The following is a 21,277-nucleotide window of genomic DNA, read 5'->3' on the forward strand; positions in this document are numbered from 1 at the left end:
CCCACCGTATCGGGGCAACTCGGCCGCCGTCACCCGACCCGGGTGAGCAGCGTCACCGGCGCGCCGTCGCCGGCGTACCGGTAGGGCTCCAGCTCGGCGTCCCAGGCGGTGCCGAGCGCCTTGTCCAGGGCGTGGGCCAGCGCCTCCGGGCCGCGTGCGGCGGTCATCAGGCTGCGGAGGCGGTCCTCGCCGAGCTGGATGTCGCCGGCCGCGCCGACAGCGGCCCGGAACAGGCCCCGGCCCGGTACGTACATGAAGCGCTCGCCGTCGACGCCGGGACTGGGTTCCTCGGTGACCTCGAAACGGATCATGGGCCACTGCCGGAGGGCAGCGGCCAGCTCCGCGCCGGTCCCCGGGCTGCCGGTCCAGCCGCACTCGGCGCGGCGGGCGCCCGGATCGACGGGCTGCGCCGTCCAGTGCAGGTTGACCGGCGCGGCGAGGACGCGCGCGATCGCCCACTCGACGTGCGAGCACACGGCGAGCGGGGTCGAGTGGACGTATACGACGCCACGCGTTGGCACGGTGACCTCCCGGTGAGCCGAGGTGCGTCTTCCCCTACGACCTCGTCCTACCGAGTGGTACCTGGCACACATGATGACCCGTGTGACTGGTGGTGCGCCAGCGAATCGGAAAATTCGCCGGGCCCCGGAGCGGGAAATACCCGGGTGGCGGACCCGGTTATGCCCTCTGACGCCGCGACGACCAGCCAGGTGTCGTGGTCGTGTACAGTTCTCTGGGCGGTTCTCTGTGCCGCCGTACATCTTCGCGGGCCGGCGCCCACCCGGGCGTCACTCGCACAGCCCCCGGACGGCCTTCCGTCCCCACCGTACGTCTGCAAGGAGTACCTCCGTGGCGAGCAACACCTCTAAGACCGCGCGCGCGTCCGTCCGGGCCGGCCAGGCTGGCCAGGGTGGCGCCCTCAGCGTGCTGGGCGAGTTCAAGTACCTGATCCCGCTCAACGGCGGCAAGCACGCCTACGTGCGCAACCTGACCAACGGCAAGACCGCGCACCTGCGCACCGACTCCGACGCCTTCGTCGAGGAGATCCGGGTGCTGGCCGCCGCCGGCCACGCCGCCAAGATCCGCGCCGAGATCAACGGCCTGGCCGCGTCCTACCCGGACCACGGCTGGGACGCCACCGAGAAGCGCCTGGTCGAGGCCGGCGTCTTCGAGGGCTGAGCGCCCTCACCCGCACCACCGCGACCGCCCGCCGGGATCATCCCGGCGGGCGGTTTCGCGTCTCCTCCTGCGGCAACAGCGTGACCTCGCCGGTGGCCAGGTCGTAGAGCGCGCCCTCCACCGCCAACTCGCCGGCCTCCACCGGCCCGGCCAGCCGGTCGTCGGCGCGCAACGCGGCCACCGTGCGCCGGACGTGGCGGCGGATCGCCAGCGGATGCGCGTCCGGGTCGTCCAACCCGACGTCGGTCACCGCCGGGGCGATCCGGTCCACCACGTACGCCAGGTCGCCGCCGGGCCGCCGCCCGGTGCGCAGCGCCTCGACGGTCGAGCCGACCGCGCCGCAGCGCTCGTGGCCCAGCACCATCACCAGGCGTACGCCGAGCTGCTCCACCACGTACTCGATCGAGCCCCGGACGGCCCGGTCCAGCACGTGCCCGCCGGTACGGATCACGCAGATCGAACCGAACGTCTGGTCGAAGATCGCCTCCAACGGCACCCGCGAGTCGATACAGCCCAGCACCACCGCGTACGGCTGCTGGTCGCCGGAGGCCACCGCGGCGGCGGCGGTGACGTCGTGCCCGTGCACCGGCCGGCCGCTGACGAAGCGGCGGTTGCCGGCGAGCAGCTCGGCCAGCGCGGCGCGCGGACTGGTGTACGGCATGCCTCCCAGCCTGGTCACCGATCCGACGCCGTGGGGCCGGACCGGAATCTTCTCTCCGGGCCGGTTGCCGTGGTCTCATGGCGGGTAACGCCGGTGTCACCGCCGGGTCATCCGGTGGACACACATCGGCGGGCCGGGAGGTGGACGATGCCGGACCTGGAACTGCGGCTCCCCGACGACGTACGCCTGCACGTCAGCGTCACCGGGCCGGTCGACGCCGAGGTCACCGCCGTCCTGCTGCACGGCTGGACGCTCGACGGGCGCAGCTGGCACCGTCAGGTCGCCGAGCTGCGGGAACGCTTCGGCGGCCGGGTCCGCCTGGTCACCTACGACGCGCGCGGCCACGGCCGGTCGAGCTGCCTGGCGCTGCGCGACGCCACCCTCGCCCAGCTCGGTGACGACCTGGCGGCGGTGGTCGACGAGATCGTCCCGTCCGGTCCGGTCGTCCTGGTCGGGCACTCGATGGGCGGGATGACGGTGATGGAGTACGCCCACCGCCACCCCGACCGGTTCGCCGCGCGTACCGCCGGTCTGGTGTTCGTCTCCACCACCGCCGAGGGGCACACGCACACCGCGTACGGTCTGTCCCCCCGGATCACCCGGCTGATCCGCCTGGCCGAGACGACAGGCGCCGGGGTGCTGGCCCGCTGCGGCGGCTGGCGGCCCCCGCACGCGCTGCTGCGCGCGCTGCGCCCGAGCATTCGCTGGATGCTGTTCGGCGACCGCTGCGACCCGGCGGACATCCGGTTGGTCACCTCCGCGGTGGCCCGGGCCACGCTGCGCTCGATCGGCGGTTTCCGCGCCTCGATCGGCGCCCAGCACCGGCTGGATACGCTCGCCGCGCTCGGCGGGCTGCCGGCCGCCGCGCTGGTCGGCGACCGGGACCGGCTCACGCCGCCGCCCTGCGCCGAGTCGATCGCGTCGGCGCTGCCCAGCACGGAGCTGACCGTCTGCCCGGGTGCCGGGCACATGCTGATGATGGAGCGCCCCGACGAGGTGAACGCGGCCCTCACCGGCGTGCTGGACCGGGTGCTGGCCGCCCGTCCCGCGACCCGCCTCTGAGCGTTCCCCACCTCCGGGCGGCACCGACGTACGCCACGTGCGCGGCATGCCCCGGCGTGCCGGTTGCCGGCGGCCCGTACCCTCATTCAGCCCGTCGTGCCCTCCGAACACAGGAGCATCCGCGTTGACCGACCAGACCACGCTGGACCGGGAGATCGCCGCCGAGCAGCGCCACCTCGACCGGGTGTACGCCCGGCTGGCCGAACTGCGCCGGTCGGCGGCCGACGCCGAGCGGGAGGGCTACCGGCTGGCCCGGGTCGGGAACTTCGGCGCGCTTGTCGAGCGGGACGCGATGGTCTTCCACGCCGCCCAGCGCCGACACGTGCTGGACGCCGAGCACGAGGGGCTCGTGTTCGGGCGGCTGGACCTGCGTACCGGGCAGGTGCTGCACGTCGGCCGCCTCGGGGTGCGGGGCGTGGACGCGGAGACGCTGGTGGTGGACTGGCGGGCGCCCGCTGCCGCCGCGTTCTACCAGGCGACACCGGCCGAGCCGCGCGGCGTGGTGCGCCGGCGCACGATCCAGTCCGCCTCCGAGAAGGTCACCCGGATCGAGGACGACCTGCTGGACCCGGAGGCCGCGCCGCCGGACATGGCGGTGGTCGGCGACGGGGCGCTGCTGGCCACGCTGTCCCGGGCCACCGGCCGGGGCATGCGGGACATCGTCGCCACCATCCAGCGCGAGCAGGACGAGGCGATCCGCTCCCCCGGCAACGGCGTCACGATCGTCTCCGGCGGCCCGGGCACCGGCAAGACGGCGGTGGCGCTGCACCGGGCGGCATACCTGCTCTACTCCGACCGGGCCCGGTACGCCGGCGGCGGCATCCTGGTGGTCGGCCCGTCCGGTGTGTTCGTCGAGTACATCGCCTCGGTGCTGCCCTCGCTCGGCGAGGAGACCGCCACGCTGCACTCGCTCGGCTCGCTGTTCCCCGGCCTGTCCGCGTCCCGCACCGACCCGCCGGACGTGGCGGCGGTGAAGGGATCGCTGCGGATGCGCCGGGTGCTGGAACGCGCGGTCCGCGACGCGGTGCCGGACTCCCCGGCCGAGCTGCGCCTGCTGTACCGGGGCGAGTTGCTGCGCCTGGAACGTCCCGCGCTGGACGCGATCCGGGAGCGGACGCTGGGCCGTGGGGCGCGCCGCAACGAGGTACGCCGGGCGGCGTTCGACGCGGTGCTCGCCGCGCTCTACGCGCAGGCCCGCACGCTGCGGGTGGGACGCCTGCCGGAGCAGCCCGCATTCGAGGACGAGATCATCGGGCGGCCCGAGTTCCGCGAGTTCCTCAAGGCGTGGTGGCCCCGGCTGCACCCGCGGCACGTGCTGGACTGGCTGGCCCGCCCGGACCGGCTGCGCCGCTACGCCGGGGGGATCCTCTCCTCGGCGGAGATCCGGCTGCTCGGCGACGCGTACCGGACGCTTGCGACCGAGGGGCTGACGGTGGCCGACATCGCGCTGCTGGACGAGCTGGACGCGTTGCTCGGCAAGCCGGTGCAGCGGGCCCGGCCCAAGCGCGACCCGTACCAGCTCGCCGGTGGCGTGCGCGAGCTGAGCACGTACGCCGACCGGCAGCGCGCCGCCCGCGCGGCGGCGCGGGAGCGTCCGGCCGACTACCGCGACTACGCGCACGTGGTGGTGGACGAGTCGCAGGACGTCTCGCCGATGCAGTGGCGGATGATCGGCCGGCGCGGCCGGCTGGCGTCCTGGACGGTGGTCGGTGACCCGGCGCAGACCGCCTGGACCGGCGACCCGCAGGAGCTGGAGCGGGCCCGTGACCAGGCGCTGGGCCGGCGTAAGCGGCACCGCTACGAGCTGACCACCAACTACCGCAACTCGGCGGAGATCTTCGCGGTGGCGGCGGCGGAGATCCGCCGCCTCTACCCGGACCTGCCGCTGCCCGACGCGGTGCGGTCCACGGGCGTGCCGCCGGTCGAGCGCACAGTGCCCGCCGCCGACCTGCCGGCGGCCACCGTCGAGGCGGCCGAGGCGCTGCTCGCGCAGGTGGAGGGCACCGTCGGCGTGATCACGCCGGTGCCGCGCCGGGACGAGGTGGCCGGCTGGCTGGGCGCGCTCGGCGCGGGCCGGCTCCAGGTCGTCACCAGCCTCCAGGCCAAGGGCATGGAGTACGACGGCGTGGTGCTGGTGGCGCCGGGCGAGATCCGGGCCGACCCCGGCTCGGGCGTCCGCACGCTCTACGTGGCGCTGTCCCGGGCGACGCAGCGCCTCACCACGCTCGACCCGGTGGGGTGACCGGCCCCGCCGCCACCCACAGTTCACTTGCATACATAGCGATGTGAACATACATTGGGCCGGGCCGGTACGCGGCAGGGAGGGTGTTGGCGTGGGCGCAGGTCATGACCACAGCGGCGCGGTGGCCAATGCGGCACACCGCCACGCAGGCCGCCTCTGGGCCGCGTTCGCGCTGCTCGCCGCCCTGATGGTGGTCGAGGCGGTGGCCGCCTTCACCACCGGCTCGCTGGCGCTGCTCTCCGACGCCGGGCACATGTTCACCGACGTCCTCGGCATCGGCATGGCCCTCGCGGCGATCACCGCCACCCGCCGGGCCGGCACCGACCCGCAGCGCACGTTCGGGCTCTACCGGCTGGAGGTGCTCGCCGCCCTCGCCAACGCCGTCCTGCTCGGTGCCGTCGCCATCTACGTCCTGGTCGAGGCGGTACGCCGGTTCGGCGAGCCGCCGGAGGTGCTGGCCGGACCGATGCTCGTGGTGGCGGTACTCGGCCTGCTCGCCAACATCGTCGCGTTCGCGCTGCTGCGCGCCGGGTCGAAGGAGAGCATCAACCTGCGCGGGGCGTACCTGGAGGTGCTCGGCGACCTGCTCGGCTCGCTCGGCGTGATCGCCGCCGCGCTGGTCATCGCGGTCACCGACTGGTGGTGGGCCGACCCACTCGTCGCCGTCGGCATCGGCGTGTTCATCCTGCCGCGCACCTGGCGGCTCGGCCGGGCCGCGCTGCGCATCCTGGTGCAGGCCGCGCCGGAGCACCTCCAGGTCACCGCCGTGCACGACCGGCTGGCCGCCGTACCGGGCGTGGCCGAGGTGCACGACCTGCACGTCTGGACCCTCACCTCGGGCATGGAGGTGGCCTCGGCGCACCTGACCACCGACCCGGGCGCGGACCCGGCCGGGGTGCTGGCCGCCGCGCGGGCCGCCCTGCACGAGGACTTCTCCATCGATCACGCCACGTTGCAGGTCGAACCCGGAGCGTCGGCCGGAGTGTGCGGCAAGACCGAGTGGTGATTAGGACACACTTAAATCACTGGGACTAATGTAGTCTTATGCCGGTTTTGCCCCGCCTAGTGGCGTTGCTCGACGGAGCCGCGCCCGGGCAGCGCCGGTAGTCTCGGTCGCGGCCGCACCCGCGGACGCCACCCGGCCCCGGTGGGGCGGCCGTCGCCTAATCGTCCGCAGGGACGAGCCGGGGAACCACGTACGTGGGGTGCATCCGCGTCAGCGGTAGGGATCTTCCGTCCCGAACCCGTCAGCTAACCCGGTCGGCGTTGACGGAAGGACGTGTGAATGCCCCCAGTGGCACCTGTACGACGGACGGCCGCCCGGTTGGCGGCCCTGCTCGTCGCGACGCTGACCCTCGGCGTCGCGACCGTTCCGGTCTCCCCCGCCTCCGCGGCGCCGGCGACCGGCCTGCTCGCTGCCGCGCCCGGCGGCAACGACGAGGGCGGCACGCCGGAACTGCGCGCCCAGCTCGACGCGGCCAGCAAGGGCTGGCTGGAGGCGAAGGCCGCGCTGAACCGGTCGGTGACCCGCCAGAAACAGCTCAACGACCAGCTCAAGACGGTCGGCGCCGAGCTTGCCGTCCGCGACGCCAAGGTCGGCGAGATCGCCGTCGTGGCGTACCGCAACGGCCGCCTGGGCACCGCCGGGGCGCTGCTCGGCAGCAGCAGCCCGGAGGGCTTCATGGACCGGGCCGCCGCCCTGGAACAGGTCGCCGCGCACGAGGACCGCACGCTGCGCGACCTGATCGCCACCCGCGACGAGGCCACCCGCACCCGCGCCCAGCTCGACGGGGAGATCCTCGAGCAGCGCAAGCAGGTGACGGTGATGGCCAAGCGCAAGGAACAGGCCGAGCGCGCCCTGGAGGTGGCGAACGACCGCGCGTCGCGCAGCAGCAGCGGCGGCGGCAGCGTCCAGGGCACCTCCAGCAAGAACGCGAAGCCGGCGCCGCGCAACTCGGACGGCTCCTGGCCGTCGGAGTCGTGCAGCGTCAACGACCCGACGCCGGCGAACGGCTGCATCACGCCGCGCACGCTGCACGCGCTGCAACAGGCGAAGGCGGCCGGCTTCACCAGGTACGTCTCGTGCCACCGGCCGAGCGGCTCGGGTGAGCATCCGAAGGGGCGGGCCTGCGACTTCGCCGCGCAGAAGAGCGGCTTCGGCGGCGTGGCCACCGGCGGTGACCGGACGTACGGCAACAACCTGGCCGCGTACTTCGTGCGCAACGCCGACCCGCTCGCCGTGCTCTACGTGATCTGGTTCAAGCAGATCTGGCTGCCCAGCAGCGGGTGGAAGTCGTACAGCGGCGGCAACGGCGACCCGTCCAGCGACCACACCAACCACGTGCACCTGTCGGTGTACTGAGCACGCCCCTGCAGGGTCGGCCGGATCAGACCGGCCGGCCCTCCAGGGTCGCGCCGAGGCGAGCCGCCAGGCCAAGGTGAGCCGCCCGGGCCTGGCGGAACGCGTACCCGAACAGCGGCGCCGGCGCGGTGAGCGTGATCTCCACGTCGATGCGTACCGTGCCGTCCGGCTCGTCGCGCAGGCGGGTGTGGTTGCGGACGGTCGTCGCGGGTTGCTGCCGCGCCACGGTGACGACCTCGTCCTCGCCCGCGACGAGCACGTCCGCCTGGTACGTGACCGGGAAGTGCAGCGGGCCGAGTTGCAGCCGGTCGGTGATCGCATAGCTGGCCAGCGCGCCCGGCCGGGCCGGCAGCTTCCGGACCCGGACGATCAGCGGATGCAGCTCACCCTGGCGACTCAGGTCACCCAGCAGGGCCACCGCTTCGGCCCGGGTGCACCGGGCCTGCACGGTGTAGCTGAAGCTGTCGCTGCTCTGCAAGCGGGCCCCCTCGCCGTCGTGCGTCGCGACGATCGTCCCGTACCGACGCCGGACTGGCAACGGGTAGAAGGTCCCCTGGCCGCAGGGGGTGTGAACGGCGCTCAGGCGCCGGGCAGCACCTCGGGGGTGTCGTCGGCGAACCACGGCTCGGGCGCGCCGAACAGGCCGAGCAGGCCGGTCACCCAGAGCTGCCGGTGCACGAACCGGCTCGGCTCGGTGACCACGAGCTTGACGCCGCTGACCTCGCAGGTCTGGAAACCCGCGACCATGGCGCTGATACCGACCGAGTCGATGAACGTGACGAGCCGCATGTTCAGCTCGATCCGCGCGGGACGGCCCTTCGCGAGCACCTCGGCGATCGCTTCCCGCACCTCGTACGCGGTGTCGACGTCGATCTCCCCACGGGGCGCGATCTGGACGACACCACCCGGCCGCACCGACTTCACGATCGACAGGCTCACGCGAGCACCTCCACTCGCCCATGACGGGCGCCTCATCAGTACGCGGGCCGCGACCGAGAGTATTCCTCCAACGGCCCGGTCGCCACCCCCCGGGATGAGCAATTCGCGAACTGGGCACACCTGGGCGTACCCAATCCGGACCTCCGGGTTCCAGTTTCCCCTGTACGGCGGGCCGCGGCCAACCGTGCGACCGGGCGGGCCCGCCGATCCGCCGACCAGGGTAGCTGGCGCACGCACGTCCCGTCGGCACCGGTCCCGGCGCGTTCGGGTGGTTCGTCCCGTTCGCTGCTCACGGCCCGGCACCACCCCGTGGGTTTGCCGCGTGCGCCGGTGGGGCACTGCCCGAGACAGTGAACCCGCCGGATGGACACCGGAGTCCGAAGTGGCCGCCGGCCTTCGGCACCCGAGGAGGTAGAACGATGTTCGGATCCAACCTGCTGGACCGCCGGGGCAAGGCCGAGCGGGTCGCCGACCAGGCGTGGCAGAACCTGCTCTCCGCCGTCGGTTCCGCCGGTGACAGCGTGCGCGACGCCACCCGGACCGCCCGCCGCAGCTCCTCCGGCCTGGCCGACGACGCCACCGACCTGGTCGGTTCCGCCGCCGACGAGGCACGCCGCCGGGCGTCCCTCGCGTTCGACGCGCTCGCCGGCCGCCGGCCCGCCCTGCCCTGGACGCTGCTGATCGCGGCGGCGCTCACCGGCGCGGCGATCGGCTGGGCCGCCGGCACCGCGGCGCGCGCTGCCGGCAGCCGGGACCGCGCCGCCGAGGAGATCGAGTTCGTGGACGTGGACCGGCCGAACTCGCCCGCCGGCCTGGACGGCTGACCCGCCCGTACGACTCGACGACGGCCGCCCCGGGAGGTTCCGGGGCGGCCGTCGTGCTGCCTCACCCGGACCGGGCGAGGGCCGCTCACCCGGGACGCGCGCAGGATCGCGGGTGCGGGACCACGTGCCCGTGCCGCGATCGACGGGAGGGAGAGCCGGATGACCACCGACACGATCACCCGTACCGACCGGGACATCCAGTCCGCCGTGCTCGACGAGCTGACCTGGGAACCGCGGGTCGGCGCGGACGAGATCGGGGTGACCGTCACCGAGGGCGTGGTGACGCTCACCGGCCGGGTCGACAGCTACGCCAAGAAGTGGGCCGCCGAGCGGGCCGCGCACCGGGTCGCCCGGGTCCGCGCGGTCGCCAACGACCTCGCCGTCCGGATCGACACCGCGGCCGGGCGGGAGGACCCGGAGATCGCCGTCGCGGCCGTACGGGCGCTGGAGTGGGACGCGTTCGTGCCGATCGAGGCGTTGCAGGCGACGGTGGCCGACGGCTGGGTCACGCTGCACGGCGAGGTCGAGTGGGAGTACCAGCGGCGGGCCGCCGAACGCTCGGTCGCCCGGCTCACCGGCGTGTGCGGGGTGAGCAACGGCATCGCGGTACGCCCCGCGGTGCGCGCCGACGGCGGTGACCTGGCCGAGCGGATCGTGGACGCGCTGGCCCGCAACCGCGCCACCGAGGCCGAGGAGGTCGACGTGCGGGTGCACGGCGACACGGTGCTGCTGGACGGGCGGGTCCACTCGCCCGGCGAACGCGAGGAGATCGAGCGGGTGGTGTGGAACGCACCAGGCATCCGGGAGGTGCGCAACCACCTCGCCGTGCGCTGACGGGAACCACCCCGCCCGGGTGAGCCCGCCTCACCCGGGCCGCGGGCATCGTGGGCGGCATGAGTGATCCGAACGGGCTGATCACACCGGGCACGGACGCGCCAGGGTTCACGCTGCCGGCGGCGCCGGACGGACGCGAGGTGGGCCCCGGGCAGTTCCGGGGCCGTCCCGTGGTGCTGGCGTTCTACCCCGCGGACTGGTCACCTGTGTGCGGCGAGCAGATGACCCTGTACCAGGCCGCCCTGCCCGAGCTGGAGCGGTACGACGCGGTGCTGCTGGGCATCTCGGTGGACAGCGTCGACTCGCACCGGGCGTTCGCCGAGAGCCGGGGCATCCGGTTCCCGCTGCTCGCCGACTTCGAGCCCAAGGGTGAGGTGTCACGCCGGTACGGCGCGTACGCGCCGCACGGGCAGTCGGACCGGGCGCTCGTGGTGATCGGCCCGGACGGCCGGGTGGCCTGGAGCCACCTGTCCCCGCCCGAGGTCAACCCGGGTGTGGACGGCATCCTCGACGCGCTGGCACGGCTGGACGCGGATCGGCGGGTGAGTGCCCGATGACCACGCCACTTCAGGTCACCACCGCGCGGCTGCGGATCCCGGTGACCGACCGCGACCATGTCCGCGGGCCGGTGGACGCGCCGGTCACCATCGTCGAGTACGGCGACTTCCAGTGCCGGTTCTGCGGCGCCGCGTACCCGAACCTGGCCGAGGTGCTGCGCCAGCGGGCCGACACGGTCCGGCTGGCGTACCGGCACTTCCCGATCACCAACGTCCACCCGTACGCGGAGAGCGCCGCGGAGACCGCCGAGGCCGCCGCCGCCCGGGGCCGGTTCTGGGACATGTACGACTGGCTCTACCAGCACCAGGACCAGCTCGACCCGGTGCACCTGTCGCTGGGCGTCGAGCAGATCGGCCTGTCGCCGGAGGAGATCGCCGCGGAGGTCGGCCGGCAGGAGTACGCCGACCGGGTCCGGCAGGACTTCGTCGGCGGCATCCGCAGCGGCGTCAACGGCACGCCGACGTTGTTCGTCAACGACGTCCGGCACGACGGCGGCTACGACCTGGCCGAACTGCTGGCGGTGGTGGACGCCGCCACCGACGACGGCTGACAGTCAGATCAGCCGCAGCTCGCGCGCCCGCCGGACGGCGTCACGCCGGCGGGTCGCGTCGAGCTTGCGGTAGATGTTGCGCACGTGCGTCTTCACCGTGTTCACCGACAGGGACAGCTCGGCGGCGATCTCCACGTTGGACAGGATGCTCTGGAGATAGCGCAGGATGGTCAGCTCCCGCTCGGTGAGCGGCTCGTCGAGCGTCCGGGCCGGACCGTCGGCGGTCGCGGCCACCGGTTGCGCGTCCACGCCGCGCACCAGCTCGCTCACCGTGGCCCAGTACGCGGTGCCGGAATCCAGGCGCGCGGCGAGCAGATCCCGTACCCCCGGGTCGGCGCGGGTGAAGACGCGCCGGAAGCCGTCCGGCTCGGCGAGCGCCAGCACCTCCTCCAGCAGCCGCCCGGCGCGCCGGGAGTCACCGGAGGCGTCGGCGAGCGCCGCGTCGAGCAACCCGGCGCCCAGCCGCACCGGCAGCGGCCAGTCCGCCGCGCCGGGCCCGGTCCAGTCGGGCAGGGCCCGCTCGGCCGCACGGGCGTCACCGGCGCGCAACCGCAGCCGGGCGTCCGCCAGCGCCGGCGCCGGCCCGTCGCCCGCCGCGTCGAGCAGCGACCGGGCGCCGTCGACGTCACCGACGACGGCGCGTACCTGTGCCTCGTCGGCGGCGAGCCACGCGCCCAGCTGCGGGCCGGGCGCGGCGGTCCGCGCCTCGGCGAGCGTGCGCAGCGCGCCGCCCGGATCCCCGCCGTCGGCGAGCAGCCCGGCCCGGCACAGCGCGGTGAGCGCCGCGCCGCCCGGCTCCGCGCCGGCCGGCCCGGCGAGCGCCAGGTGGGCCGTGGCCTCCGCCGGCCGGTCCCGCTGCCAGTCCACGATCGCCAGCGCCAGGTACGCGTAACCGCAGTCGGACCGGGACGACCAGCCCTGACACGGCGGCATCGCCAGCGCCTCCCGGGCCAGTTCCTCGGCGGCCCGCAGCGCGCCCCGGGCCGCCTCCAGCAGCGCCGAGCGGCTGACGCAGAGCAGTTCGGTACGCGGCCGCCCGGCCCGCCGCGCCGCCTCCCGCGCCGTGGCGAACCGGTCCCGGGCGGTGGACAGCTCCCCCTCGGCCAGCGCGGCCAGCCCGTGCGCGGCACCGGCCACCGCGCGCACGTCGTCCCGCTCGGCCGCCCCGGCGCGCGGATCGGCTCCCGCGTCGGCGGGCGGGCCGGACGCAGTGGCGAGCAGGCGGTCGGCGGCCCGGCGTACCTCCTCGTGGTCGCCGCCGAGCCGGGCGAGGCTCAGCTCCACGGCGGCGGCCAGCCGGCCGAACCGGTCGCGGCGCGGCGCGGGCAGGTCGGCGGCGGCGGCCAGCGCACGCCGCAGCTGCACGTCGGCGGCGGCCCGATCCCCGGCGTACGCCCGCTCGGCGGCGGCGGCCAGCGCCAGCTCCGGATCCCGGCGGATCGCCTCGGCGGGCGGCTCGGGTGGGGCGGGTACGGCGGCCGGTTCGTCCGGTGCCAGCTCGGGCCAGCGGGTGACGAGCAGGTCGGTGGCGTCGGCCCACGCACCGGCGAGAAGCGCGTGCCGCAGTGCCTCGGCCGGACGGTCATGGGTGCCGTACCACCCGGCGGCGCGCCGGTGCAGCTCCCGCACCTCGTCGGCGGGCAGCCGGTCCAGCTCGTCGCGCAACACGTCGGCCAGCAGCGGGTGCGGCCGGTACCACTGCGGGCTGCCGCCGTCCCGGTGCAGGAAACCGCCCTCCCGGGCCGCCTCGGCGAGCAGGTGCCCGGCGTCGGGCCGCCCGGTCAGCGCGGCGGCCAGGTCGGCGTGGACCGCGACGGCCACCGCCACCCGGCGCAGGACGTCGCGGGTCGCCGGTTCCAGCGGGGCCAGCACCTCGTCCCGCAGGTACGCGGCGACGTCCGGCTGGTCACCGGCGAACCGTTCCACCGCGCGGGCCGGGTCGGCGGCGTCGCCGAGCGCGAGCGCGGCGAAGCGCAGCCCGGCCGGCCAGCCGGTGGTGCGCTCGGCCAGGCGGGCCACGGCCGGGGCGGGTACGGCCACGCCGTGCGCGACGAGCAGGTCGGCCACCTCGTCGGCGGTGAACGCCAGGTCGTCGGCGCCGATCACGGTCAGCTCACCGGCCAGCCGCCAGCGGTGCAGCGCCAGCGGTGGTTCGCCACGCCCGCCGGCCACCAGCCGCAACCGGCCGTCGGAGTGCCGGAGCAGGAACTCCAGCCCGGTCAGGGCGGCCGGGTCGGTGACCCGGTGCAGGTCGTCCAGGACCAGCAGCACGGGCCGCTCCCGGGCGGCGAGCGCGGCGGCGAGCGTTTCGAGCTGCTCGGGCCGGGGCGGCCCGTCCGGCACCGGCGGCGGCCCGTCGTCCGGGTCGTCGGCGGCGGCGGTGCGCAGGGCCGCCGCGAGGTAGCCCCAGAGCCGCCGGGTGGTCTCCCCCTCGGCCACCGTCACCCAGGCCGGGGCCGGCCCGGCCCGCTCCCCCTGCGCCCACGTCGACAGCAGCGTCGTCTTGCCCCAGCCGGCCGGCGCGCAGACGAGCGTCACCGGGCCGGACGCGCCCTGTTCCAGCCGGTCGAGCAGCCGCGGACGCAGCAGGACCGGCTCCGGCGGCACGGGCGGCGTCAACCGGGACGCCAGCAGCGGCGGGCCACCCGGCAGCGCACCACCGGCGACATCGGGCGAATCGAGGCCGGTGGTGAGCAGATCGGGCGTACCGGTGATGTCGCTTGTGCCGCTCGGTGCGGTGACGACCTGGTCTGCCTCCTCCGGCATGCGTCCCTCCCCCCGTCGGTGCGGGCAGCGGTTACCCGCACCGCGCCGGTTCACCCCTTCCGGGCGAACCCCGCTCACCCGGGCGCCGCGCACCCTGTAGGCACGCGGAGCGGCGGCCGGGTGTCGGCGCCCTCGGGACGGCGGGAGGTCAGGTGGCGCGGAGCAGACGGCTCGCGGCGGGCGCGCTGGCGCTGGCGGGGGCACGGGTGCTGGCTCCGGCGGGCGCGCGGGTGCTGGCCCGCCGCCGGGTACGGCGGTCCGGCGCCGATCCACGGCCGGGCCGGTGGCAGGTGGTGACGATCGCCGGGGCGCCCGAGCAGGTGCTCCCGGCCGGGCGGTGGCCCGAGCCGCTGCGCCGCCTCGAAGGCGCGGTCGAGCTGTGGGCCCGTCCGGCTCCCGGCGGGCGCGGTACGGAGCTGGCGGTCCGCCCGCTGGGCGGGGAGTGCACGCTCCCGGGGTTCGCCGCCCACCTGGTCGGCGACGACCCGGGCCGGTTCCTGCGCCACGTGCTGCGGCAGACCAAGCAACTGCTGGAGACCGGCGAGGTGCTGCGGGCGGACCGTTCGCCGCTGGACCGGCCGGGGAGCGCGACGTGAGGGCGCTGTGCTGGGCCGGTACCGGCCTGGTGGAGGTGCGCCGCGTCCCGGATCCGGAGCTGCGCAACGCCCAGGACATGATCGTCCGGGTCCGGCGCAGCACGACGTGCGGCGCGGACCTGCCGCTTCTCGATGGGCAGGTGCCCGAGGCGTCCGCCGGAGAGGTGCTCGGACGCGAGTTCCTCGGCGACGTGGTCGAGGTCGGGCCGGAGGTACGCCGGCACCGGGTCGCCGACCGGGTGGTGGTGGGCGCGGCGGTCGCCTGCGGTGCGTGCTGGTTCTGCCGGCAGGGGCTGCCGGCGTGCTGCGACAACGGTACGAGCGGCGTGGCGGCCGAGCCGGAGTGGGGGCAGCCGCCCGCCGGGGGTTACGGCCGCCCGGCCCGGCTGGGCGGCTTCCCCGGTGGTCACGCCGAGTACGTGCGGGTGCCGTACGCCGATGTGGGCGCGTTCGCCGTGCCGGAGTCGGTGAGCGACGAGCGGGCGGTGTTCGCCGCCGACGCCGCGCCGGCCGGCTGGTACGGCGCCGAGCTGGGCGAGGTCGCCCCCGGCGACGTGGTGGCGGTGTGGGGTGCGGGCGCGGTCGGTCAGCTCACCGCCGACGCGGCGGTGGCCCGGGGCGCGGACCGGGTGGTGGTGGTCGACGACCGGGACGACCGGCTGCGGATGGTCACCGGGCACGACGGCGTGGAGGCGCTCAACCACAGGTACGTGGACGTGCTCGCCGAGCTGCGCGAACGCAGCGGCGGCCGGGGCCCGGACGTGTGCGTCGACGCCTCCGGGGTGCCGGCCGCGCCGGGCCGGTGGCCGGTGGCCGAGCCGGACGGCGGGGCGGCGCTGCGCGACGCGGTGCACGCCTGCCGTAAGGGCGGCGTGGTGGTGGTGCTCGGCGCCCGGCCCGGTTTCGTGGACCGGGTCCCGCTCGGCGCGTTCGCCGACAAGGGGCTCACCGTCCGCGCCGCCCGGCGCCGGGGCGGTGCCGCGATCCCGGCGCTGCTGGAACGGATGGCCCGCGACGAGCTGGTCACCGAGCACCTGGCCACGCACCGGATGCCGCTGGAGCGCGGCGCCGAGGGGTACGCGTTGTTCCGGGACCGGGCCGACGGCTGCGTCCGGGTGGTCTTCACACCGTGAAGGTGAGCGCCGTGGATGGCACACTCGGCGGATGCGCGCAGACCGTCCGTACGACCTCGTCCTGTTCGGCGCCACCGGCTTCACCGGCGGGCTGACCGCCGGATACCTGGCCCGGCACGCGCCGGACCGGCTGCGCTGGGCCCTCGCCGGGCGTAACCCGGACAAGCTCGCAGCGGTACGGGACCGGCTGGCCGCGATCGACCCGGCCCTGGCCGAGCTGCCGCTGCTCACCGCCGACGTGACCGACCCGGCGTCGCTGCGCGCGGTGGCGCAGAGCGCCCGGGTGGTCGCCACGACCGTCGGCCCGTACGTGCACCACGGCGAGCCGCTGGTCGCCGCATGCGCCGCGGCCGGCACCGACTACCTCGACATCACCGGCGAGCCGGAGTTCGTGGACCGGATGTACGTGCGGCACCACGCCGAGGCGGTGCGCACCGGGGCACGCCTGGTGCATGCCTGCGGCTTCGACTCGATCCCGCACGACCTGGGCGTCTGGTACACGGTCAAGCAACTGCCGGCCGACGGGCCGATCGCCGTGGACGGGTACGTCCGGGCCGGTGGCCGGTTCTCCGCCGGGACGTACCACTCGGCGCTCACCGCGTTCTCCCGTACCGGTGAGATGAGCCGCGCGGCGCGGGCCCGCCGGGCGATGGAGCCCGGCCCGGAGGGACGCCGGGTCCGCGCGGTCCCGGGCAAGGTCGGCCGGGTACGCGAGTTCGGCCAGTGGGCGGTGCCGCTGCCCACCATCGACCCGCAGGTGGTCCGCCGATCCGCGGCGGCCCGCCCGGAGTACGGCCCGGACTTCCGCTACCGGCACTTCGCGGCGATGAAGCGGCTGCCCACGGTGCTGGTCGCGGGCGTCGGGCTGGCCGGTGTGGTGGGGCTGGTGAAGGTGGCGCCGACGCGGCGGTGGCTGCTCGGGCGGCTCGCCTCCGGGCAGGGGCCGACCGCCGAGCAGCGGGCCAGGTCGTGGTTCCGGGTGCGGTTCGTGGGCACCGGCGGCGGCCGGCGGGTGGTGACCGAGGTGGCCGGCGGCGACCCGGGTTACGACGAGACGGCCAAGATGCTGGCCGAGTCGGCACTCTGCCTGGCCTTCGACGACCTGCCGGAGACCGCCGGGCAGGTCACGCCGGTTGCGGCTATGGGTGACGCGCTGCTGGACCGGCTGGTACGAGCGGGCATCACGTTCCGCACGCTGCCGGCGTGAGGTTGACCCTCGACCCGCTTGAGGTCACAGGATGACGGCTGTGGAGAGCGAGCTTCGCAGCATCGGCGAACTGGCCCGGGCCAGCGGGTTGACGGTCAGCGCACTGCGGTTCTACGACCGTTCCGGGGTGCTGGCCCCCGCCCGGGTGGACCCGGTGACCGGCTACCGCTGGTACACCGAGGAGCAGGTGGGCCCGGCCCGCCTGGTGGCCGGGCTGCGCCGGGTCGGGATGCCGCTGACTGGCATCGCCGAGGCGCTGCGGAACCGGCACCGGCCGGCCGAGGTGCACCGGCTGCTGGACGCGCACCTGCGCCGCCTGGAGGACGGCCTGGCCGACGCGCGTCGCGAACTCTCCCGGATCCGTAGCCTGATCGACCCGGAGGAGACCATCGTGACCACCCGCCTCGTGCTGTCCCGCACCGACCTCGCCGCCGCCGTGGACGCCGTACGCTTCGCCGTCGGCGCCGACCCCGGCCTGCCGGTCCTGTCCGGCGTGCTCGTAGAGGTCGAGCCGGACGGTGTCCGGCTGGTCGCCACCGACCGGCACCGGCTGGCAGTGGCCCGGGTCGGCGGCACCGTCGACGGCCCGCCGGTGAGCGCGCTGCTGCCGGTCGCATTTGTGGACGACCTCCGCGCGCTGCTGGACGCCGACGGCGCCGAATCCGCCGACGTCGTCGTCGCCACCGACCGGGTGACCGTCACGGTGGCGGGCCGGCCGCTCACCGCGGTGCCGCTGCCGTACGACTTCCCCGACTACCGGCGGCTGCTGCGGGCGCAGCTCGGCGACGTACCCGCGTACCGGATCCCGTTCGACGGCGCGGCGCTGCGGGCGGCGCTCACCGCCGACGGCGTCCCGGTCTGTCACCGCGCGCACGAGGGCGCCGAGCACGAGGTGGTGGCGCTCGGTCTGGACGGCCGCGGCGAGCTGCGCCTGGTCGACCCGAACGGCGCGGGCGGCGGCGCGGATGCGCTTCGCGTGGCGGTCAACCGGGAGTACCTGCTGGACGCCCTGGGGTCCGGCGACGGCCAGCTCGTGCTGGAGCTGGACGGCCCGATCGCCCCGCTGGCCGTGCGGCGGCCCGACGACGCGCACGCCTTCTCGGTCCTGATGCCGGTACGCCTCTGACGGTGCGCGCTCACCGGTGCCGGCACCCGCATAGCGACAGCGATCCGTGACCGTGCGTGACGCCGCTGCCCTCCCGCGTGCTTCACCCCTTGCGCACTTTGCTCTGCAGCCATCCGCGCGACGCTGACGCTCCGTCGAACGCCGCGTCGGTGGCTGCAGAGCAAAGTCGCCGGAGAGGCATGTCCGCCGGAGAGCGGAGCCGCGAGGTTGACCAGGTCAGCGGGCTGGCGATCCGCAGCGAGGCCGCACGGGCACCGGAGCACCATCACGGAACGTGAGCACGCCCCGTCGACGGCTGAACCACCACACACCGTCACCGGAAAGGGCCTCGCGGCGGCGGGCTGCGCGGGCCGGGCCAGGGCGGCGGGGGCGCGACGGTAGCATCTGGAGGTCCCACCTGACTGCCTGGACGGAGGCGTACGAGCAGCATGCTCGACATGGAGTTGATCCGGAAGGATCGCGAGGCGGTGGCGACCGCGCTGGCGAAGCGTCTGGATCCCGCCGAGGTCACCCGGGCGCTGGACGACATCCAGCGGCTCGACCAGGAACGACGCGCCCTGATCACGGAGATCGACGCCGAGCGGCAGCGCCGCAAGGCCGAGGCGCGCGCGTACGCGGAGGCGAAACGGTCCGGCGGCACGCCGCAGCCGGTCGCCCCGGAGGCCGAGCGCAAGCAGCTCGCGGAGCTGGAGTCCCAGCTCGACGAGGTGCAGTCCCGGCTCCGCTCGGCGATGAGCGAGCTGCCCAACCTGCCCGCCGACGACGTGGTCGCCGGGGGCAAGGAGGCCAACCGGGTGGTGCGGACGTTCGGTGCGGCGCCGGCCATCGAGAAGGTACGCGACCACGTGGAGCTGAGCCGTGCGCTCGGCCTGGTCGACCACGAGCGGGGCGTGAAGCTCGGCGGCTCGGGCTTCTGGATGTACACCGGTCTCGGCGCCCGGCTGGAGTGGGCGCTGGTGAACTGGTTGATCGAGCAGAACATCCAGGCCGGCTACGAGTTCCTGCTCCCGCCGCACCTGCTGCTGGACAGCGCCGGTTTCGCCGCCGGGCAGTTCCCGAAGTTCCACGACGACGTCTACCACATCGACAAGCAGTCGTCCTCGCGCGGCCAGTTCCTGCTGCCCACGGCGGAGACGGCGATCCTCGGCGCGTACCAGGACGAGATCCTGGAGACGCCGAAGCTGCCGTTGAAGGCGTTCGCGTACACGCCGTGCTACCGGCGCGAGGCGGCCGGTTCGCACTCCGACGAGCGGGGCACCGTACGCGGCCACCAGTTCAACAAGGTGGAGATCTTCCAGTTCACGCTGCCGGAGCAGGCGGGCGAGGCGCTGGAGGCGATGGTCGGGCACGTCGAGGGCCTGGTCGGCAAGCTCGGTCTGCACTTCCAGACCAGCCTGCTCGCCGCCGGTGACGCGAGCGCCTCGATGAAGAAGACGCTCGACGTCGAGGTGTGGATGCCGAGCACCGGCAAGTACAAGGAGGTGTCGTCGGTCTCCTGGGCCGGCGACTACCAGGCGCGCCGGGCGGCGATCCGCTACCGCGAGCCGGGCGCGAAGCAGACCCGTTTCGTGCACACGCTCAACGGTTCGGCGCTGGCCACCAGCCGCCTGTTCCCGGCCATCCTGGAGCAGTGCCAGCAGCCCGACGGCTCGGTGGTGGTCCCGGAGGTCCTCCGCGACAAGCTCGGCACCGACCGCCTCACCCCGCGCTGACCCGCTCCCCCGCCCCCGCCGCTCCCCCGCGATCTTGCTCTTCCGGCCCGCGAGAAGTCCGCTTCACCCCTTCTGCCCGGGCGCCAACTGCAAGATCGCGGGAGCGAGGGCGGGGGCGGGGGCGGGTGAGGGCGGCGAGGAGGAGCAGGAGCAGCGCCGCGAGGACGGCGGGGCCCAGCGTGTCGACGGCGCTCACCAACGACTGCTGGATGCGGGCGGCGGTGCGGATGACCGGGTCGGTGAAGGCGTCGTAGCGGCCCTGGGCGAGGCGTACCTCGTACCAGCCGTACCAGGCGACGTAGCCGCCCGCGACCAGCAGCACCAGGCCGCTCAGCCGCGGCACCCACGCGCCCGCGCCGCGCAGCAGCGCCACGACCCGGCCGCGCAGCAGCGCCACGGCGAGCGCGGCCACGCCGACCACGAGCGCCATCCCCAGCGCGTACGCCCCGAACAGCGCCAGCCCGCGCAGCGGCGACCCGGCCCGCAGGCTGGTCACCACGATCGCCAGGAACGGCGCGATCGCGCAGGTCAGCGACGTGAGCGCGTACGCCGCACCGAAGAGCACCGTGGACGGCCAGGTGCGGGTGAGCCGGGGCGCGACGCGCAACGGGCGCGGCGCGGGCAGCCGCCGGCCGGTGAGCAGCCAGCATCCGGCCAGTGCCAGCAGCACGCCGAGCGTCAGCGTCAGCCACGGCAACCGGGGCCGCAGCCAGTCCGCCGCCGGTGCCAGGGCCAGCCCGAACGCGCCGAACACCAGCACGTACCCGAGAGTGAGCCCGGCCGTCGCGGTGAGCGCGCGGCCGACCGTGCCGCGCCCGCCGTCGGGGCCGGCCACCAGCAACGACAGGTACGCGGGCAGCATCGCGAAGCCGCACGGGTTGACCGCGCCGAGCATGCCCGCGGTCAGGGCGAGCAGCAGCGCGCCGGTCATCCCCGGGCCAGCGTCTCGACCTGCCGGGTCAACGCCTCGCCGTCCAGGAATCCCTGGTGGACGACCCGGCCGGTGCGGTCCAGGACGACGAACGTGCTCTGCTCGGCCACCTTGAACCGGCGCCACAGCGCGCCCGCCCGGTCGTCGATCTGTGTCGTGCCGGCCAGGTCGAACTCGCTGACGAACGACTTCATGGCCTTCTGCTCGCCGAGTCCGGCGACGCCGACGATGGGGACGGTGTCGCGGTAGGCGGGGGCGATCTCGGCCACCGTCCACGCCTGGCTGGCGCAGGTGGCGCACCAGGGCGCCCAGAACCAGAGCACTACCGGCCGCCCGGCCAGGGCGGCGGCGTCGAACGCCGTACCGTCGAGGGTCTTGCCGGTGAACGACAGCGCGGCCGGCACCACGGCCGGTGACGCGGACGCCGGTGCGGATGCCGACCCGGACGGGGAGGCGGCGGCCGGGGGCGCCGGGGCGACCGCTGCGTCCCGCGCGCCGGGCTCAGGCCCGGCGGCGCAGGCGGTCACGGCGGCGAGCGTGGCGGCCAGCAGGGCGGCGGCTGTGACACGAACGGCGGTACGCATCGGCGGCTCCT

General features: G+C 75.1%; 21 protein-coding genes and 1 riboswitch. Of the genes, 14 read left to right on the forward strand and 7 right to left on the reverse strand.

What is annotated here, in order from left to right; all coding sequences use genetic code 11:
- Nucleotides 1-29: 29 nt before the first annotated feature.
- A complete protein-coding gene (locus O7546_RS21255) occupies nt 30-521 on the reverse strand; it encodes a DUF3145 domain-containing protein (RefSeq protein WP_194802235.1) in 492 nt (163 codons plus the stop codon).
- A gap of 328 nt (nt 522-849) precedes the next feature.
- On the opposite strand from O7546_RS21255, the gene O7546_RS21260 reads away from it, so the two are divergent.
- Complete coding sequence (locus O7546_RS21260; protein ID WP_013287842.1) at nt 850-1,179, forward strand: hypothetical protein; 330 nt, start codon at nt 850-852, stop codon at nt 1,177-1,179.
- 37 nt (nt 1,180-1,216) lie between these two features.
- On the opposite strand, the gene O7546_RS21265 is transcribed toward O7546_RS21260, so the two are convergent.
- On the reverse strand, nt 1,217-1,840 hold the full coding sequence (locus tag O7546_RS21265) for a carbonic anhydrase (protein WP_194802236.1): 624 nt from the start codon (nt 1,838-1,840) through the stop codon (nt 1,217-1,219).
- A gap of 147 nt (nt 1,841-1,987) precedes the next feature.
- Between O7546_RS21265 and O7546_RS21270 the strand changes: the two genes are divergently transcribed.
- The 4 genes from O7546_RS21270 to O7546_RS21285 all read left to right on the forward strand — a co-directional run bounded on the left by O7546_RS21270 (nt 1,988) and on the right by O7546_RS21285 (nt 7,506).
- Nucleotides 1,988-2,902, forward strand: coding sequence for an alpha/beta hydrolase (locus tag O7546_RS21270; RefSeq protein WP_194802237.1), 915 nt, complete (start codon nt 1,988-1,990; stop codon nt 2,900-2,902).
- Nucleotides 2,903-3,026: 124 nt separating this feature from the next.
- Nucleotides 3,027-5,144, forward strand: coding sequence for an AAA family ATPase (locus O7546_RS21275; RefSeq protein WP_281599977.1), 2,118 nt, complete (start codon nt 3,027-3,029; stop codon nt 5,142-5,144).
- A gap of 91 nt (nt 5,145-5,235) precedes the next feature.
- Nucleotides 5,236-6,150 (forward strand): cation diffusion facilitator family transporter, encoded by a 915-nt coding sequence (locus tag O7546_RS21280; RefSeq protein WP_194802239.1) that lies wholly within the window; start codon nt 5,236-5,238, stop codon nt 6,148-6,150.
- A gap of 144 nt (nt 6,151-6,294) precedes the next feature.
- Nucleotides 6,295-6,425, forward strand: a riboswitch (cyclic di-AMP (ydaO/yuaA leader).
- A 4-nt stretch (nt 6,426-6,429) separates the two neighbouring features.
- Nucleotides 6,430-7,506, forward strand: a complete 1,077-nt coding sequence (locus O7546_RS21285) for a hypothetical protein (protein WP_281599978.1) — start codon at nt 6,430-6,432, stop codon at nt 7,504-7,506.
- Nucleotides 7,507-7,531: 25 nt separating this feature from the next.
- On the opposite strand, the gene O7546_RS21290 is transcribed toward O7546_RS21285, so the two are convergent.
- Nucleotides 7,532-7,984 (reverse strand): SRPBCC family protein, encoded by a 453-nt coding sequence (locus tag O7546_RS21290; protein ID WP_194802241.1) that lies wholly within the window; start codon nt 7,982-7,984, stop codon nt 7,532-7,534.
- A gap of 101 nt (nt 7,985-8,085) precedes the next feature.
- On the reverse strand, nt 8,086-8,445 hold the full coding sequence (locus O7546_RS21295; protein WP_013475611.1) for an STAS domain-containing protein: 360 nt from the start codon (nt 8,443-8,445) through the stop codon (nt 8,086-8,088).
- Between the two features lie 419 nt (nt 8,446-8,864).
- Between O7546_RS21295 and O7546_RS21300 the strand changes: the two genes are divergently transcribed.
- The 4 genes from O7546_RS21300 (at nt 8,865) to O7546_RS21315 (ending at nt 11,211) form a co-directional block, all read left to right on the forward strand.
- Nucleotides 8,865-9,269 (forward strand): hypothetical protein, encoded by a 405-nt coding sequence (locus O7546_RS21300; protein WP_194802242.1) that lies wholly within the window; start codon nt 8,865-8,867, stop codon nt 9,267-9,269.
- A 159-nt stretch (nt 9,270-9,428) separates the two neighbouring features.
- Complete coding sequence (locus O7546_RS21305; RefSeq protein WP_281599979.1) at nt 9,429-10,103, forward strand: BON domain-containing protein; 675 nt, start codon at nt 9,429-9,431, stop codon at nt 10,101-10,103.
- Between the two features lie 59 nt (nt 10,104-10,162).
- Nucleotides 10,163-10,660, forward strand: coding sequence for a redoxin domain-containing protein (locus O7546_RS21310; protein WP_269697429.1), 498 nt, complete (start codon nt 10,163-10,165; stop codon nt 10,658-10,660).
- Complete coding sequence (locus O7546_RS21315; RefSeq protein ID WP_269697430.1) at nt 10,657-11,211, forward strand: DsbA family protein; 555 nt, start codon at nt 10,657-10,659, stop codon at nt 11,209-11,211. The genes O7546_RS21310 and O7546_RS21315 overlap by 4 nt, the downstream gene beginning before the upstream one ends.
- A 3-nt stretch (nt 11,212-11,214) precedes the next feature.
- On the opposite strand, the gene O7546_RS21320 is transcribed toward O7546_RS21315, so the two are convergent.
- A complete protein-coding gene (locus O7546_RS21320) occupies nt 11,215-13,977 on the reverse strand; it encodes a LuxR C-terminal-related transcriptional regulator (protein WP_194802245.1) in 2,763 nt (920 codons plus the stop codon).
- Nucleotides 13,978-14,129: 152 nt separating this feature from the next.
- On the opposite strand from O7546_RS21320, the gene O7546_RS21325 reads away from it, so the two are divergent.
- The 5 genes from O7546_RS21325 to serS all read left to right on the forward strand — a co-directional run bounded on the left by O7546_RS21325 (nt 14,130) and on the right by serS (nt 19,751).
- Entirely contained in the window at nt 14,130-14,573 is a 444-nt protein-coding gene (locus tag O7546_RS21325; protein WP_269697431.1) for a hypothetical protein, read from the forward strand.
- Nucleotides 14,570-15,706: an alcohol dehydrogenase catalytic domain-containing protein gene (locus O7546_RS21330; protein ID WP_194802247.1), complete on the forward strand. Its 1,137-nt coding sequence runs from the start codon at nt 14,570-14,572 to the stop codon at nt 15,704-15,706. Before O7546_RS21325 ends, O7546_RS21330 begins: the two co-directional genes overlap by 4 nt.
- A 31-nt stretch (nt 15,707-15,737) precedes the next feature.
- Nucleotides 15,738-16,913 carry a saccharopine dehydrogenase NADP-binding domain-containing protein gene (locus tag O7546_RS21335; RefSeq protein WP_281599980.1) on the forward strand — a complete coding sequence of 392 codons (1,176 nt, stop codon included), beginning with the start codon at nt 15,738-15,740 and terminating at the stop codon, nt 16,911-16,913.
- A gap of 31 nt (nt 16,914-16,944) precedes the next feature.
- Entirely contained in the window at nt 16,945-18,039 is a 1,095-nt protein-coding gene (locus O7546_RS21340; protein ID WP_194802249.1) for a MerR family transcriptional regulator, read from the forward strand.
- Between the two features lie 428 nt (nt 18,040-18,467).
- The gene (serS, locus tag O7546_RS21345; RefSeq protein ID WP_281599981.1) at nt 18,468-19,751 is read left to right on the forward strand and encodes a serine--tRNA ligase; all 1,284 of its coding nucleotides are present in this window, start codon (nt 18,468-18,470) and stop codon (nt 19,749-19,751) included.
- On the opposite strand, the gene O7546_RS21350 is transcribed toward serS, so the two are convergent.
- Nucleotides 19,738-20,682: a cytochrome c biogenesis protein CcdA gene (locus O7546_RS21350; protein WP_281599982.1), complete on the reverse strand. Its 945-nt coding sequence runs from the start codon at nt 20,680-20,682 to the stop codon at nt 19,738-19,740. The genes serS and O7546_RS21350 overlap by 14 nt on opposite strands.
- On the reverse strand, nt 20,679-21,266 hold the full coding sequence (locus O7546_RS21355; RefSeq protein ID WP_194802252.1) for a redoxin family protein: 588 nt from the start codon (nt 21,264-21,266) through the stop codon (nt 20,679-20,681). The genes O7546_RS21350 and O7546_RS21355 overlap by 4 nt, the downstream gene beginning before the upstream one ends.
- Between the last annotated feature and the right edge of the window lie 11 nt (nt 21,267-21,277).

Source organism: Micromonospora sp. WMMA1976, assembly GCF_027497335.1.
GTDB classification, from domain to species: domain Bacteria; phylum Actinomycetota; class Actinomycetes; order Mycobacteriales; family Micromonosporaceae; genus Micromonospora; species Micromonospora aurantiaca.